This is a genomic window from Limnospira fusiformis SAG 85.79 (assembly GCF_012516315.1).
Lineage (GTDB): Bacteria > Cyanobacteriota > Cyanobacteriia > Cyanobacteriales > Microcoleaceae > Limnospira > Limnospira fusiformis.
In genome coordinates, this window is record NZ_CP051185.1 from 5,025,051 (window position 1) to 5,041,144 (window position 16,094).

Genomic DNA, 16,094 nt, shown 5'->3' on the forward strand with positions numbered 1-16,094 from the left:
AAATCTGGCTATGGCCCAAAATTTCCGGGTATGCGACAATCTTCCAGAGGGCGGGTTAATTAATCTTGTCGCCCCCTCTTCCTTCTGTAATTAACGGGGGGTATCAGAGGGCGGGTTAATTAATCTTGTCGCCCCCTCTTCCTTCTGTAATTAACGGGGGGTACAGCCTGTTCAGAAATCATCTGATCACTTCTCAAAGTCCCTCTCCCTCTCTGGGATCCAGATTTAGGGTGAGGGCAATGTATTAAGCGACTGGTGAACAAGCTGTATCAGAGGGCGGGTTAATTAATCTTGTCGCCCCCTTCTGTAATTAACGGGGGGTATCAGAGGGCGGGTTAATTAATCTTGTCGCCCCCTTCTGTAATTAACGGGGGGTATCAGAGGGCGGGTTAATTAATCTTGTCGCCCCCTTCTGTAATTAACGGGGGGTATCAGAGGGCGGGTTAATTAATCTTGTCGCCCCCTTCTGTAATTAACAGTAGAACCCGCCCCTACATTTATTATTGGTATTATTGGGGTAGCTGGAGTATTTAGCCGCCGTGGGAAGATCTGGCTGGCCATTTTCCCAACTGTCGGTCACAAGACCTCCCCTATACAAAAACCCCTGGGTATCATTGTATCCAGGGGCTTCACAAGCCAATCATATATTTTTGCCATTCTTGGTTCATGCCACTTTTGAGGTGTCGAGTCACCTCAAAATAAAGGCTGCTGTAAGGCTTTCGGGGGGGATGTCTCAAAGGCATTCCGGCTTCCTTCGGGGTGCGACAGCCCTTTTTGACATTACAGCGCATACAAGCGGTTACCAGATTTTCCCAAGTATCACCCCCTTGGCGCGATCGCGGAATCACATGATCAACAGTCAATTCATCCCCCTTATAGCCACAGTATTGACAAGAGTGGCAATCGCGCTGCAAGATATTCCTTCGGGTTAATGGAATTTCTTTATAGGGGACTCGGACATAATGACGTAATCGGATCACAGTTGGGAGGGGAAAATCTGGTAGCAGATACTTACCATTATGCTCAACTTGTTCCGCCTTTTCCTTCAACAATAAGACCACCGCCCGCCGCCAAGTCGTGATATTGAGCGGTTCATAGGAGGCATTCAACACCAGAACATTGCCCATACTAATAAATTGCTGCGATGTAATGATTTTGACCCGATATTATCATATATTTAAATTTTTGGCCTGGGTCGGGAAATCCCCAGACGATATTGGTATCTAATTGGTATCTGTGTATTTTAACTTTCGCGCTAAGGAATGATAATGGTTAGCAGGAAATCTGAGCCACTAGCCCAGGACGATCGCACCTATACCTATGAGGGTGAATGTGAACATCGTGCTTGGGTAGAAGTAGACCGCTGGGCGATCGCCAATAACGTCAAACAGATCCGCCACCTACTATCCCCGGAAACTAGGTTGATGGCTGTAATTAAAGCAGATGCCTATGGTCATGGGGCGGTGAGTGTGGCTAAAATTGTGTCTGAAATTGGGGTTGACGATTTCGCGGTGGCTACCATTCCCGAAGGTATTGAATTGCGGCGCTTAGGTATTCAACAGCCTATTTTAGTGCTGGGGGCTGTTCATACTTCTGATGAGATCAAGGCGATCGCCCATTGGGGACTACAACCCACTTTATGCACGCCGACTCAAGCCCTACTTTTCTCGGAAACTCTCCAATCAATTAAGCGATCGCTACCCGTTCAACTTAATATAGATACCGGAATGTCACGGCTGGGGACTTGGTGGGAACAAGCCCTAGAATTTGTGCAACTGGTGCGGGGATTACCTAATTTGGAGATTTCTGGCATATATTCCCACTTCGCCACCGCTGATATTCGCGATCGCACCATTATGGATCAGCAACATTGGCGCTTTCAACAGGTCTTAGCCCAAATTCAGGAACATACAACCCTCTTCTCTATCCCTACCGTCAAACCCTGTTTACATCTAGCCAACTCCGCCGCCACCTTAACCGACCCAGCTTTACATTATGATATGGTCAGGGTCGGCTTATCCCTTTATGGATTATATCCCGCCCCTCATTTGCGATCGGTCGTCAATCTTCAGCCCGCCATGAGTATTCGCGCCCGTGTTACCCAAATCAAAACCATTGAAGCTGGGTGCGGCGTTAGTTACGGATATAAATTTATCGCCAAACAAAAGACTCCCATTGCAGTTGTGGGTATTGGCTATGCTGACGGAGTACCCCGCCACCTGTCTAACCAGATGAAAGTCCTAATTCGCGGTCAATTCGTCCCCCAAATTGGCGCAATCACAATGGATCAGTTAATGTTAGATGTAACTGCTATTCCTGATTTACAGGTCGGAGAAGTGGTCACCCTTTTGGGAAGCGATCGCCATCATAGCATTTCCGCCGATGATTGGGCGGAACAGTTAGGCACGATTTCCTGGGAAATCCTCTGTGGATTTAAACATCGCCTTCCTCGGATTCTTATTAATTAAACCCTGAAACCACAAAACATGAGTTTTTTTAGACCATCACCGATTACCCCTGGTCCCGGACAAGAATCAGTTTGGGACTATCCCCGTCCCGCCAAATTGGAGGATACCAATAAACACCTGCGGATTATTTTTAATGGCATTACTCTCGCTGACTCCCGCAACGCTAAACGGGTTTTAGAAACTAGCCACCCCCCAACATACTACATTCCCGGCGATGATATTCAACTTGAATATCTTGTGGAAACTTCCCGCCGCACTATGTGCGAATGGAAGGGAGTTTGTGTTTATTATGATGTCATTGTCGGAAATAAACGAGTATCTAATGCCGCTTGGCGTTATGTGCAGCCAACTCCCAGTTTTGTCGATATCCAAGACTGTTACAGCTTCTATGCTAGTCTCATGGATGAATGTTATGTTAATGATGAGTTAGTGCAATCTCAACCCGGAGATTTTTACGGCGGTTGGATTACTCAAGATATTGTCGGACCTTTTAAAGGTGGGGCGGGGACAATGGGCTGGTAAATCCTTAATCATTTCACCTGAACACCGCTAGAGAGAACAGTTAATAACTATCCCTCTGGCGGTCATTAAATAACCCCAAATCTCCGAGTATATATGAATCTTGAGATAGCCATGATTACCAGTATCATTAGCCATAATTAGTTAATCCTGTATGGCGCGAGATTCAACCAATTTTTAATGGTAACTAACCCTTTAAACCAAGTGATTTTAAATCCATCCTTTCCACCCAATTTAACCACAGAAGCCACCACCATTCACCCCAGCCAAAACGTGACTCAAACCATCCTAGAAAATGGTCTGACCGTTTTAACCAAACCCGTCCATACCGCCCCAGTTGTGACAGTCCAGGTATGGTATAAAATCGGCTCACTAGACGAACAACCGGGGGATAATGGTATCGCGCATCAACTGGAACACATGATGTTTCAAGGTACTACTACCCGCCCTATTCAATATGGTAGTTTATTAGAAACCTTGGGGGGAGATTTTAATGCTTTTACAGGTTATGACCAGACAGCATATCATAATACTGTGGAATCTAATGCCTTAAAAAGCGTTCTCATTTTGGAAGGCGATCGCCTCAAAAATGCCCTGATTTCTCCAGAGCAACTTGACAAAGAAAAAGGAGTAGTTATCTCCGAGTTACAGGGATATGAAAATAGCGCCCAATATCGCCTCAGTCGCGCCGTCATGGAAGCCGCCTTTCCTCATCATCCCTACGGTTTAATGATTGGTGGAACTAAAGCCGATGTCGAAACTTTCACGGTCGATCATGTGCGTTCTTATTACCATCTCAATTATCGCCCTGATAACGCGGTTTTAATTGTGGTTGGTGACTTTGACCCCGCATCAATCCTCACCACAATTCAGGAAATCTTTGGCGGCATTCCTAACCCGGATGAACCTCCCACCCGTGTACAGCGCGGACAAATTCCCAGTACCTTTCCCCCCCAGATTTTACCATCAAATCAACCGATTATTCTACAGGAACCGGGAGCCGTCCCCTTCAGCCTAGCAATTTATCCAATCCCCGCCATTAATCATGATGATATTCCCGCCCTGAATATCCTGGATTATATTTTAGATAATGGTGGTCGTAGTTCTCGGATTTATCAAGAATTAATCGATAGTGGAATTGCGACGGATGCTGGCAGTACAGTAGTTAATTTAAGTGCGGGAGGTTGGTTAGAAATGTGGGGAACTACCACTAACATCAAATCTCTGAACCGCCTCGATAAAGCCTGGCAAAAAATGATTGTCAAACTACAACAAAAATTGGTGACTACGGAAGAACTTGATCGCGCCAAAACCCAAATTATTGCTAGTTCCATCCTGGAAAATCGTGATCTGACCAGTCAAGCCATGCAATTAGGTTTAGACTGGACAACAACGGGGAATTATCGCTATACAGAAGATTATCTAAAAGCGATCGCCAAAGTCACAGCAGCAGACGTGCAAAAAGTCGCCCAAACCTATCTCAAACCAGAATATCGCACCCTGGGAAGATTTGAACCCACCCAGACCCAAACCGAGTCAACAACAGACCCAAATGCTCTTAATTCCGCCGCCACTAAAGTTAATATCCAAACGAACGGTCATCATCGCATTAGTGAACCCCCAGACCCAGCAGCCATCAGCCAATATCTGCCAGAAATTCCCCCCGCGAAAGTTCACACCATCACGCCGCCGGAGTCTTTCACCCTAGATAATGGGATGCGAGTGTTATTACTAGCGGACAATAGTACCCCATCGATATCAATTCGGGGATTTGTGAAAGCCGGGGAAGAATTTGACCCCCAAGGTCGGGAAGGGTTAGCCCTACTAACTGCGGAAAACCTAATGAGTGGAACAGTCAGTTATAATGGGCAATCATTAGCCCGTCGTCTGGAAAATCGAGGCGCAAATCTCGAATTTACTGCCGCCACGGAAGGGGTAGATATTTCGGCTTCCGCTCTCAGTGGTGATTGGCTTCTGGTTTTGGAAACGCTGGCTGATGTATTGCAAAATCCCACCTTTCCCCAAAAATGGTTAGAACTGACCCGCCAACAACAGATATCTGAGTTACTAGAATCTGAACAGAATCCCGCCTATGTGAGCCACCGCGCCCTACAAAAGCAGCTTTATCCCAAAAACCACCCGCTGCATAGTTACCCCACCCAGAACAGCCTCAGAGCCATCTCTCGTGATGAGATTAAGAATTTCCAGAGGACTTATTATCGCCCTGAGCGGACAGTTTTGGTAGTAGTCGGAGATTTTGATTTAGGGTTGATGCGATCGCAAATCGAAACCGAATTTGGCTCCTGGAAAAACCAAACCACCGCCCCGGAAAATCCTTGGCCGCCCGTTTCCCTACCCACCAAATTTGTCTGGCTACAGGAAGAGATACCCGGTATAGTGGAGTCAGTCACCGCCATGGGATATCCTAGCATAGACCGCCACGATTCCCGCTATTATGCAGCCCTAGTTCTTAATCACATCCTAGGGGGTGGCACTTTGTCAAGTCGCCTAGGACTGGAATTGCGCGATCGCCACGGACTCACCTATGGGGTGTATAGTTGGTTTAATTCCGGGTGGCGTTGGGGTTGTTTCACTATCGAAATGCAAACCGCACCGGAAAACGCAGCATTAGCAATTGAGAAAACCCTCGCCCTACTCAAACAAGTTCAGCAACAGGGAGTTACCCCCGCCGAAGTAGAAACCGCTAAACATAATATAATTTCGAGCGATCGTGTAGCTTTAGGAGATCCTGAGTTTCTCGCTGGTGTAATTATGTGGAATGAAATCTTCCAATTTACCCCCACAGAACTTAATCAATTTTACCAAAAAATTGACGCGGTGACTCCCTCATTAGTTAACCAAGTCGCCAGGGAACTTATCCACCGCGATCGCATAATTGTTGTCACTTCCCAACCCGCCATTACCAAACCTTTTGTCGGGCGCGTCAACAGCCCCAAATAGACCAGTTTTTGAGGGTGCGTCCTGGTGATGACGCACCCCGTAAATACCTAATCAATCATTGATTATCCTAGTAGTGGATAATTATATAATTCCGGTTCCCTTACCTCGGCTATCTTCAGACATAGTTAATTTACCTTCTTCGTCAGTTTCATTAACTTGTTTAAGGGTTTCGAGTCGTTTCGCTTTATCAGCTTGTTCTTGTTCCCGTAAATCACCAGGTTCCTCAATGTACATTTCTGGTTCAACCGCAAAATTATCTAATAGCCCTTCTCGACTCATACGATAACCACCCGTAGTATCTGTGGTTCCCTCTGCTGCGTCAGGAGTCTTTTTAAAGTTGTCCCCCTCCCTTTCCATGCGGGCGGCTGTTTCCGCTGACATGATGTTGCGATCGTAGTTATCACCTACTGTGGCTTGATTATTTTTTTGAGTTGCCATAATTTAATTTTCTCCAATTTTGTGCTACAATTGCTTAGTTATCTTGTGTTACTGGGTCAATGAATCACCCTATTTATTAATGTTGGGAACTATGTCGGGGCGTTCTTTATCCTCCCAACCGACAGGACGCTTAGAGTTATACCAAGCAATAGAACCAATAGAAGCTGCTGCAATAAACCCTACTACCAAGGATAAAGTAGCAGCCACTGGAAAATGAGGCGCATTTGTTGCCACTTCACCTAGAACTAAATTAATATCCATAAACAGATATTTTCCTCACAAATCAGCATTAACCCCATACTATCGGTTCATCTCTATCGAGTCTTCTACCTGTAGTCGTACATTAATCATCAATTGCATCATCCTAAAGTTCAATACCAATCATTCCTAGGGTGGTGCGTCAGATATCAAACCGTTTCGGCTGAGAAACCCGGTTTCCTGACCTCTGTGGGAGAAACCTTTCTTCGAGAAACCAGGTTTCTTTGAGAAACCGGGTTTCTTAACCTCCGTGAGAGAAACCGGGTTTCTTAACCTCTGTGGGGGAAATCTGTCTTCGAGAAACCCGGTTTCTTTGAGAAACCGGGTTTCTTAACCTCTGCGGGGGAAACCGGGTTTCTTAACCTCTGCGGGGGAAACCGGGTTTCTTAACCTCTGCGGGGGAAACCGGGTTTCTTAACCTCTGCGGGAGAAACCTGTCTTCGAGAAACCCGGTTTCTTTGAGAAACCGGGTTTCTTAACCTCTGCGGGGGAAACCGGGTTTCTTAACCTCTGCGGGAGAAACCTGTCTTCGAGAAACCCGGTTTCTTTGAGAAACCGGGTTTCTTAACCTCTGCGGGGGAAACCGGGTGTCCTGACCTCTGCGGGAGAAATCTGTCTTCGAGAAACCCGGTTTCTTTGAGAAACCGGGTTTCTTAACCTCTGCGGGAGAAACCGGGTGTCCTGACCTCTGTGGGGGAAACCTGTCTTCGAGAAACCCGGTTTCTTTGAGAAACCGGGTTTCTTAACCTCTGCGGGAGAAACCGGGTGTCCTGACCTCTGCGGGAGAAATCTGTCTTCGAGAAACCCGGTTTCTTTGAGAAACCGGGTTTCTTAACCTCTGCGGGGGAAACCGGGTTTCTTAACCTCTGTGGGGGAAACCTGTCTTCGAGAAACCCGGTTTCTTTGAGAAACCGGGTTTCTTAACCTCTGCGGGGGAAACCGGGTTTCTTAACCTCTGCGGGAGAAACCCTACTATAATTGTTAATTGTTAATTGTTAATTTCTTTGCGGAGGGCTGTTTCCACCCGTTGCCATTCAGCCATAGTTTCAGCAAAGCGTTCAACCGCACTACCAGTAACAAAACATTCTACTTCTGGGCTGTCACTTTCCATCCCCGCACGTCCCATATATTCAAGTTCCTTGCAAAACTCAGAAAATCTCAAGGCTCCCAATTGTGCGCTACTAGATTTTAACGTATGGGCGGACTCTTTTAAACCTTTAGCATCTTGGGCATCAATAGCTTTACGCATACCATCAATATGTTGGGGTGATTCCTGTAAATAGGTAGCAATTAGCAAATCCACAAAAGGATCATCTTCATCATCATATTCCCTGAGATTTTCCAAAACTTGATGATCTATGGGGCTATTATCGGTCATTAATTCTTCCTCGACAGTATGATTATTGAGCATTTTATGTCCATTAGTTTCAGTAACATCAACAACCATAACCTGTCCATTGGGACTACCCCCATTTGTACTTTGTTGAGGGACGGTTGTAGATTTAACCCGATATCCATTTTGAGCAGATATCTCATGAACTTCAGTTACCGTCGGAGAAATCGGATGACATTTAGCTAAGGCTTCGGCTAAAGCCTCTCGGCGGACAGGTTTAGTAATATAATCATCCATGCCTGCATTCAAACACATTTCGCGATCGCCTTGCATAGCATTAGCAGTCATCGCAATAATTCTAGGTTTCCGTGGACCCATATCGCTACCATCTGAGTAAGCCGCACAGATATGTTTAGAAGCCTCCAAGCCATCCATTTCCGGCATTTGTACATCCATCAAAATTACATCATACTGTTGTCGATTTAAGGCATCCAAAACCTCCAAGCCATTACCAGCAATATCAGCGCGATACCCTAAACGTTGTAATAGTTTAATCGCGACTTTTTGGTTAGTGACATTATCTTCAGCCAATAAAATCCGCAAATTGGCATGAGGTTGAGGAATTGCCGGGTCATAGCCAGACTCAGCATTCTTAATATGATAGTGTTTTTCAATAGTCTGGCTATCAGCAAAAATCTGCATCAGGGTATTGTAAAACTGAGATTGTTTGAGAGGCTTGTTAACCAATCCCGCTACATTAACACCCTGGGCTTCTAGTCGTCGCAGTACCTCGGTATTGCTGGCATAATTAAACATGACTAAATTAAAGGGTTTTTGGCGGTATTTACCAGCAATCATCTGTTTTTCTAATTGGCGAATTCGACTCGCCAGGGTTGCCTCATCCATATCTGGCAAATTGATGCCCAAAATAATTAAATCCAATCCGGGGTTATCATGCAAAACCTTTAAGGCATCAGCGCCAGTTTTGACGCGCACGGGAACCATACCCCAAGATTTAACCTGACGGATAAGCAGTTTTTGATTAATGTCGTGATGTTCAACAATTAACACTTTCTTACCATGAAGGAAATCATCACTAAATTCTCCCAAATCGGGGGTATTAAATCCGCTACAAACTATGGTAAAATAGAAGATAGAGCCAGGTCTGAACACCTGTGGGCGCACAAAGTCGGGGGGAGGATTTCCGGCGACACTAGATATCAAAGATGAGGTTTCATCGTGATATTCATCGAGCAAATTGACCCAACTAGCCACCCACATTTTCCCATTCATTAATTGACTCAACCGCTGAGAAATTGCCAAACCTAAACCAGTGCCTCCATATTCCCTGGTGGTGGAAGCGTCAACTTGAGAAAAGGCTTTAAATAGGCGATCTATCCGGTCGGGAGGAATGCCAATTCCGGTATCTCGGACTTCAAATTGCAGGACGTAATGACTTTCAGTAAAATCAGAATCATCAGATTTTTTGACATCTTTTTTAGCATCGGGATGGGTAGCTTTCACTGCTAAAATTACCTCGCCTTCGGAGGTAAACTTAATAGCATTACTGACCAAATTAACCAACACTTGACGCAGGCGAGTGACATCACCCAGGATAGTTTTAGGAGTGGAAGGATCTATGATATAAGCTAACTCTAAACCCTTTTCGGCGGCGCGCCCAGACAGCAATTCTAGACACTCTTCGAGACAGTTACGGAGTTTAAAAGGTTGCTTTTCTAGTTCGAGTTTACCAGATTCAATTTTGGAGAAATCTAGGATATCATTAATAATGGTTAAAAGGGCATCGCCACTGGTGCGGATAGTTTCGACAAAATCTCGCTGTTCGGGGGTTAATTCCATATCTAATAGTAACCCGGTCATGCCAATTACTGCATTCATAGGAGTGCGGATTTCGTGGCTCATGGTTGCCAGAAATTCACTTTTAGCACGACTAGCAATTTCGGCGGCGAGTTTGGCTTCTTCTAAGGCTTGATTTTTGGCTTCGAGGGCGCGATGGCTTTTGACTTCGACTTCTAGTAATTTGGCTTGGGCGATGGTAATTCCTACTTGGGAGGCGACATCTTCGAGAAATTCGATTTCGTCTCGGTTCCACTCGCGCATTTGTTGGCATTGATGCAACATAATAATGCCATTGGGTTCGTCTTGATAGGAAGTGCGAACGGCTAACATGGATTTTAAGGCCATGCGACGACAGAGGGGAATGGAAGATTCCAGTAAAGGTTCGGAAAAAACATCGGTAGATGCGATCGCTCTATCAGAGGTGAGGAGTGCTTCAATATAGGGATTATAAGATACAGAAATTTCCAGCTTGAGGGTAGACTCATAGCCAGTTTCTAGGTATTCTGCCACACAGGTTAGGTGTGGGTAAGGTTCGGGAATATAGGTATAAATAGAACAGCGGTTAACAGCAAATACCCGACCAATTTGGCTGGCGGTAGTTTGAAATACTTCTTGGGTTTCCAGTTTAGAGCGAACTTTATGGGTAATTTCTTTAAGTAATACTAGATGCTGATTTTGTTGCTGAAGTGCTTGCGCCGCCTGTTCGCGAGCAATTTCACTACCAATATAGGTAGCCATGAGTTTCAGGATTTCCTTTTCAATGGCTCGAAATTTTGAGCGGGGCTGATAACTCAGGAAACTGAGGGTTCCATAGTCTCTACCACTGACGGTGACTTTTACGCCTAGATAGGCTTCAAAACGGCGCACAGCGTAGGCTGGGTGGTCTTTCCAGGGGGAATTCTGGAGTGATTCGATACCTACTACCTCATCAGACCCGGCGGATTCTCCTTCTAAGGTTTGATGGAGGGCGAGGGTATCGCCTTTGGCAAATCCGAAGGTCAAATTTTCAGGAATACGGGTGGCGATCACTTCATAGCGCCCCCCCCAGACGCGCCCTAGCAGTCCTATTTCCACACCAAAGCGATCGCATCCCATTTGTAAAAGACGGGTGATACGGGTATCAAAATCGGCGTTAGAACCAATAGTTGCTTCATAAAGCTGAGTCATCGCCTCGGATCTTTCTTGCAATTCGTTGGGCCAGGTGCATTGTGGGGGGACAGACGGGACCGGAACCCTCGGCGGATTTTTAACTTCTGGCCGGGACTGAACTTGCTGGGCGAGTTTAGCTAGGGCGGCGTGCATCGATTGGGGACGCAATGCACCCATAAGGATGGTGCTAGGGGACATAACGCTGATGGGATAGTTGCGCTCATCCATCACTACTAGGGGTAGTTGGTGATAGTATTTCCCCAGAACTCTTAGGGCGGCTCCTAGGGTAATGCGCGATCGCACAATTACGGCTGGGTTATTACAGATGCTATGGGCTGGGGTTGTGTAAAAATCCACCCCTAAAGCTACCAGGGTGAGAATATCTTGGCTGGTGACAACTCCCACTAATTTAATCGCCTGTTTATCGGAATTGGGTGCTGATGTGTTCTCTGGGGGGGGGACGGTTTCGGTGACAACTACAGATGGCACTCTGTACCTGGACATTAACTTAGTTATATGGAAAATCGAGGAGGAGGAGGGGGCGTGAACTAGCCTAGATGTCTGATTGCTGGCAATTTGACTCAGTTGGATTACGTCTTCTGGTACAAAGGTCTGTTGGGACTGAGGAGCGACGGACGAGGGACTACGACCATTGGTAGAATAGGATAATGACTGAGGCTTTTTCTGGCTTTTATTGCTCCGAGATAGACAGAGGAAATTTTCCGGACAGATCATCCCGGTGACTTCCCCCTGATCATTGACAATGGGTAAATGGTGGATCTGGTTTTGCTCCAAGTAAGCAAACAGGGTAAAGATATCGGTCAGGTCCGACTCTTTGGCGCTAATCACAGACCGAATCATAATCCGAGAGATGGGAAACCCACAGAGGCGATCGTTAATTGAGCAAAGTTCCACGATATCCTGGACTGTAAAAATCCCCACCAATACAGAATATACTTCCTGAAGAGTGGTGTTCTCACAACTAACAACTTTTTCCGGTTTTTCTACAATCAATACATAGCTTGACCTGTTGCTACTCATCAGCAAAATGACATCTTCGACAAGAGTATCTGGCTTGGTCGTCAGGGGTTTGCGGTTGATTGCTTGAAAAATGGAGGGAATAAACATGGGACAGCTTCTGGTGATTGGGATTGGAGAAGGTGAGATCGGGAGTGATGGAACATCATTGACTCAAAATGACAAGGGGGCTTAGTGGTTGGGGGGGGGTAAAACCCCCTTTACTATCTCCAGGATAAATTGTATTTGGGGTAAATGTCTGATCTATTTTCCCTTGCATCAGCCAAAATCTATATAAAATAAGGATTAGGGCTACTTTCAGGGAATCTGAGGGTCATAAATTTCAGCTTACTGATCAGGCTACATCTCCCTTAGAGATTTCCCCCCTACTACTATTGTCAACTTAACCGCCTAGTATTCCCAAATAATCCCTAGTTGGGATCGTTGATGGTCAATGGTATGCTGGGGAATAACTTAAACTCAAGGTTATACACTGCCCACTATCTGCTTATATGGCTATTTTGGATTCTAAAGGTCGCTTATTCGGAAAGGTGAGCATTCTCGACCTCGGCGCTGCGACTGTCATTTTGTTGGTGATTGTCGGAATTTTCTTTTTCCCGGGAACTTCTGGGTCGGTGGCTCAAATTGGGGTCACGACTAAACCCGTGGAAGTTGATGTGATTGCTTTGGGGATGCGCGGACGTAATCCCCAGGATTTTCTCAAGGCGGGAGAAAAGACTAATCTGATTATCCGTAACCAACCCTATGGACAGGTAGACATTAAAGCGGTTGAGTTCCTACCTCGGACTATCCCAGTTACCCAACCTGATGGGAGTTTGAGGGCATTACCTGACCCAACGGCTGATTTTATTTTCAGTAACAATATTTTGCTCACTTTGGAGGGCCAGGGTCAAGTTACTAATACGGGTCCGGTTTTGGGTAATGTCAAAATTCGCATTGGTAATACGGTAGAACTAGAGGGCAATACCTACAATTTTAATGCCAGTGTGGTTGATATTCGGGTTCAGGATTAATGGTGGGTTGATTTCATGCGGATTAAAATTTGTGGCATAACCCGACTAGACCAAGGACAGGCGATCGCCTCTTTGGGGGCGACTGCTTTGGGGTTTATTTGCGTTCCGGCTTCCCCTCGCTATATTAGCCCCGACCAAATTCGGGCGATTACCTCTCACCTACCAGACAGGGTAGACCGGATTGGGGTTTTTGCTAATGCCACTTTTGAGCAAATTTGGGAAACTTTCCATCAGGCTAAATTAACCGGGGTACAACTTCATGGCGATGAATCCCCCTTATTTTGCGATCGCCTACGACAAGAACTTCCCCATGGCGAGTTAATTAAAGCTATCCGGGTTAAAAACCCACAATCTCTCAGCCTAGCTGACAGCTTTATTCCCCATGTAGATGCTTTGCTGCTAGATGCCTATCATGGTCAGCAGTTGGGGGGGACTGGTCTCACCATAGATTGGCAATCTTTGGGTGAGTTCCGCCCCGCCATACCCTGGTTTTTGGCGGGGGGACTTAATCCTGATAACATTATTAATGCTCTCAGTTGCCTACACCCTGACGGTATAGATTTGTCTAGTGGAGTAGAGCGATCGCCTGGAGACAAGGATATGGCTAAAGTTGCTCAACTATTTGAGAACACAAGATTTGCTATAACTCCTGATTAGATTGTATCATTAATCAACAGACAAAAACAACTATACCCCTCCGGGGAATGAGTATCTAATGACTACTGATCAACCCCTTGGTTCTGTGATTCAAGGTTCTTTGACAAAGGGACTGGAAGTGCGACTACACGCCGATGTTTCCGTCGAGGACATGAGAGTTGGTAAGTTTTTGGTAGTCTATGGAATGCGATCGCATTTCTTTTGTTTACTAACTGATGTCTGTCTAGGAACCTCTAGCCCCCGTATTCTTAGCAATCCTCCTCTACCGGAAAATGATTTTCTCCAAGCTGTGTTAGCCGGAAATAGCACCTATGGAACTATTGAACTTAGTCCCATGTTAATGCTGAATCGGGATGTCTGCGATCGCTATGATATTCAACTCAAGGTTAACGGAAATGGTAACGGTGCCGCCTCTTTTCAACCTAACACCAACACCGAAGAGTTTGAACTACTCCCCGTTAAAACTATCCCCACCCACTTCTCTCAGGTCTACGAAGCTAAGGAACGAGATTTTCGGGTGATTTTTGGCTGGGAAGATGACCCCCAACGACGTAATTTTGCGATCGGGGAACCTATTGATATGCCAGTTCCCGTCTGTCTTGACCTCGATCGGTTTGTGGAACGCAGTAACGGTGTTTTTGGGAAATCGGGAACCGGAAAATCTTTTTTAACCCGGTTATTATTATCGGGAATTATCCGTAAACAAGCGGCGGTTAACTTGATTTTTGATATGCACTCTGAATATGGTTGGGAGGCTGTATCGGAAGGTAAACAATTTAATACGGTTAAGGGATTACGACAACTTTTTCCGAATCAAGTAGAAGTCTATACTCTTGACCCAGAGTCTACCCGCCGCCGAGGAATTCGAGACGCTCAAGAGTTGTATTTGAGTTACAATCAGATAGAGGTAGAAGATTTAAACTTAGTTCAACGGGAATTAAATCTCTCGGAAGCTGCTTTAGATAACGCTAATATTCTCTGTAGTGAGTTTGGTCAGGATTGGATTTCCCAACTGTTGGGGATGACTAATGAAGAAATCCAAATATTTTGCGATGAACGCCGGGGTCATAAAGGGTCGATTATGTCCCTACAACGGAAGTTGATGCGTCTGGAAAATTTGAAGTATATGCGGGCTAGTTGTCCGTTTAATTATATCGATCGCATTCTTCAGTCTCTGTCCGCTGGAAAGCACGTTATTGTTGAGTTTGGTTCCCAGTCGGATATGTTATCCTATATGCTGGTTACCAATATGATGACCCGCCGCATTCACCAGTCCTATGTCCGAAAAGCTGAAACATTTTTGGCTTCTAAAAATCCTAGCGATCGCCCTCAACCTCTGGTTATTACCATCGAAGAAGCTCATAGATTTCTCGATCCAGCCGTAGTTAGGTCTACTATTTTTGGCACTATTGCTAGGGAAATGAGAAAGTATTTTGTCACCCTATTAATTGTCGATCAACGTCCGTCAGGAATTGACTCGGAGGTGATGTCTCAAATAGGGACTCGTATCACCGCTTTATTAAACGATGATAAAGATATTGATGCGATTTTTACTGGGGTTTCTGGTGGTCAAAATTTGCGATCGGTTTTGGCAAAACTAGACTCTAAACAACAGGCTTTAGTTTTAGGTCATGCCGTCCCTATGCCTGTGGTAATTCGCACTAGACCATACGATGAGACATTTTACCGCGAAATTGGGGATATAGCTTGGGAAGAAATGCCGGACGAGGTAGTTTTTGAAGCCGCCGCGACCGCTTTAGATGACCTGGGATTTTAGCGACGCTGCGATCGCTTTTGTTGCCAATATCGGAATAAAGGCACACTCACAGTATAAATGGCGATCGCTGCTATCAATCCCATCACAGTCGATCCTAACAATAAAACCGCCGCCAATTCTGCCCCAGTTTCTACAAGTTCACTAAAATCTTTAACTGATTGTAGATTGACATGATCAGTCATTAGCGAAAATTGATGAATTCCTAGCAGCCACATCCCGAATTTCAAGTTAAAAAAGAATAGGGGAACATAGGTGAAGGGATTACTCACCCAAGTTCCCGCCACCGCTAGGAGTTTATGACCTCGTAAAATAACCGCAACAGCCACCCCGATAATTGCTTGAAACCCAAAAAATGGAAAAAAACCAGCAAACACACCCGCCGCCAGACCCCTCGCCAAATATTCTGGTTGTCCTCGCAGACTGATTAACCGCAGATATCCTAACCTTAACCACCGCCACCAATATACCCATCTTCCTTTCTGCGGCGGATATTCAGATAATCGATACACAGATAATTTCTCCTTGCTGCCATTTCTGCCATTTAAATTTTGATTATACAACTTATCCACATTTTTGGGCATGATTTCATGTAATCATTGACAATTGCTGATTTTTCGGTGCAT

The 16,094-nt window shown here is 45.5% G+C and carries 11 protein-coding genes; 6 read left to right on the forward strand and 5 right to left on the reverse strand.

Annotation, left to right across the window (positions count from 1 at the left end; genetic code table 11):
• Positions 1-629: 629 nt before the first annotated feature.
• Positions 630-1,127, reverse strand: coding sequence for an HNH endonuclease (locus tag HFV01_RS23540; RefSeq protein WP_006621648.1), 498 nt, complete (start codon positions 1,125-1,127; stop codon positions 630-632).
• Positions 1,128-1,268: 141 nt separating this feature from the next.
• On the opposite strand from HFV01_RS23540, the gene alr reads away from it, so the two are divergent.
• The 3 genes from alr to HFV01_RS23555 all read left to right on the forward strand — a co-directional run bounded on the left by alr (position 1,269) and on the right by HFV01_RS23555 (position 5,948).
• Positions 1,269-2,468 carry an alanine racemase gene (gene alr, locus HFV01_RS23545; RefSeq protein WP_006621649.1) on the forward strand — a complete coding sequence of 400 codons (1,200 nt, stop codon included), beginning with the start codon at positions 1,269-1,271 and terminating at the stop codon, positions 2,466-2,468.
• An 18-nt stretch (positions 2,469-2,486) separates the two neighbouring features.
• Positions 2,487-2,990 carry a DUF427 domain-containing protein gene (locus HFV01_RS23550; RefSeq protein WP_193520434.1) on the forward strand — a complete coding sequence of 168 codons (504 nt, stop codon included), beginning with the start codon at positions 2,487-2,489 and terminating at the stop codon, positions 2,988-2,990.
• A gap of 177 nt (positions 2,991-3,167) precedes the next feature.
• Positions 3,168-5,948 carry a M16 family metallopeptidase gene (locus tag HFV01_RS23555; RefSeq protein WP_193520435.1) on the forward strand — a complete coding sequence of 927 codons (2,781 nt, stop codon included), beginning with the start codon at positions 3,168-3,170 and terminating at the stop codon, positions 5,946-5,948.
• An 81-nt stretch (positions 5,949-6,029) separates the two neighbouring features.
• On the opposite strand, the gene HFV01_RS23560 is transcribed toward HFV01_RS23555, so the two are convergent.
• The 3 genes from HFV01_RS23560 to HFV01_RS23570 all read right to left on the reverse strand — a co-directional run bounded on the left by HFV01_RS23560 (position 6,030) and on the right by HFV01_RS23570 (position 12,114).
• Positions 6,030-6,386, reverse strand: a complete 357-nt coding sequence (locus HFV01_RS23560) for a hypothetical protein (protein ID WP_006621653.1) — start codon at positions 6,384-6,386, stop codon at positions 6,030-6,032.
• 69 nt (positions 6,387-6,455) lie between these two features.
• Positions 6,456-6,647, reverse strand: a complete 192-nt coding sequence (gene psb35 / locus HFV01_RS23565) for a photosystem II assembly protein Psb35 (protein WP_006621654.1) — start codon at positions 6,645-6,647, stop codon at positions 6,456-6,458.
• Positions 6,648-7,632: 985 nt separating this feature from the next.
• Positions 7,633-12,114: a response regulator gene (locus tag HFV01_RS23570; protein ID WP_193520436.1), complete on the reverse strand. Its 4,482-nt coding sequence runs from the start codon at positions 12,112-12,114 to the stop codon at positions 7,633-7,635.
• Between the two features lie 401 nt (positions 12,115-12,515).
• On the opposite strand from HFV01_RS23570, the gene HFV01_RS23575 reads away from it, so the two are divergent.
• From HFV01_RS23575 to HFV01_RS23585, 3 genes are read left to right on the forward strand one after another with little or no spacing between them, the layout of a single operon-like run.
• Positions 12,516-13,037: a DUF4330 domain-containing protein gene (locus HFV01_RS23575; protein ID WP_006621656.1), complete on the forward strand. Its 522-nt coding sequence runs from the start codon at positions 12,516-12,518 to the stop codon at positions 13,035-13,037.
• 15 nt (positions 13,038-13,052) lie between these two features.
• Positions 13,053-13,694: a phosphoribosylanthranilate isomerase gene (locus HFV01_RS23580; RefSeq protein WP_006621657.1), complete on the forward strand. Its 642-nt coding sequence runs from the start codon at positions 13,053-13,055 to the stop codon at positions 13,692-13,694.
• Positions 13,695-13,752: 58 nt separating this feature from the next.
• Positions 13,753-15,471, forward strand: a complete 1,719-nt coding sequence (locus HFV01_RS23585; RefSeq protein ID WP_006621658.1) for a helicase HerA domain-containing protein — start codon at positions 13,753-13,755, stop codon at positions 15,469-15,471.
• Here HFV01_RS23585 and HFV01_RS23590 read toward each other — a convergent pair.
• The gene (locus HFV01_RS23590) at positions 15,468-16,052 is read right to left on the reverse strand and encodes a DUF2062 domain-containing protein (RefSeq protein ID WP_006621659.1); all 585 of its coding nucleotides are present in this window, start codon (positions 16,050-16,052) and stop codon (positions 15,468-15,470) included. The two genes, HFV01_RS23585 and HFV01_RS23590, sit on opposite strands and share 4 nt — an antisense overlap.
• Between the last annotated feature and the right edge of the window lie 42 nt (positions 16,053-16,094).

Coding starts and splice junctions, on each gene's coding strand:
- HFV01_RS23575 (WP_006621656.1), top strand. CDS start 12,516: ATGGCTATTTTGGATTCTAAAGGTCGCTTATTCGGAAAGGTGAGCATT.
- HFV01_RS23550 (WP_193520434.1), top strand. CDS start 2,487: ATGAGTTTTTTTAGACCATCACCGATTACCCCTGGTCCCGGACAAGAA.
- alr (WP_006621649.1), top strand. CDS start 1,269: ATGGTTAGCAGGAAATCTGAGCCACTAGCCCAGGACGATCGCACCTAT.
- HFV01_RS23590 (WP_006621659.1), bottom strand. CDS start 16,052: ATGCCCAAAAATGTGGATAAGTTGTATAATCAAAATTTAAATGGCAGA.
- psb35 (WP_006621654.1), bottom strand. CDS start 6,647: ATGGATATTAATTTAGTTCTAGGTGAAGTGGCAACAAATGCGCCTCAT.
- HFV01_RS23570 (WP_193520436.1), bottom strand. CDS start 12,114: ATGTTTATTCCCTCCATTTTTCAAGCAATCAACCGCAAACCCCTGACG.
- HFV01_RS23540 (WP_006621648.1), bottom strand. CDS start 1,127: ATGGGCAATGTTCTGGTGTTGAATGCCTCCTATGAACCGCTCAATATC.
- HFV01_RS23580 (WP_006621657.1), top strand. CDS start 13,053: ATGCGGATTAAAATTTGTGGCATAACCCGACTAGACCAAGGACAGGCG.
- HFV01_RS23560 (WP_006621653.1), bottom strand. CDS start 6,386: ATGGCAACTCAAAAAAATAATCAAGCCACAGTAGGTGATAACTACGAT.
- HFV01_RS23585 (WP_006621658.1), top strand. CDS start 13,753: ATGACTACTGATCAACCCCTTGGTTCTGTGATTCAAGGTTCTTTGACA.
- HFV01_RS23555 (WP_193520435.1), top strand. CDS start 3,168: ATGGTAACTAACCCTTTAAACCAAGTGATTTTAAATCCATCCTTTCCA.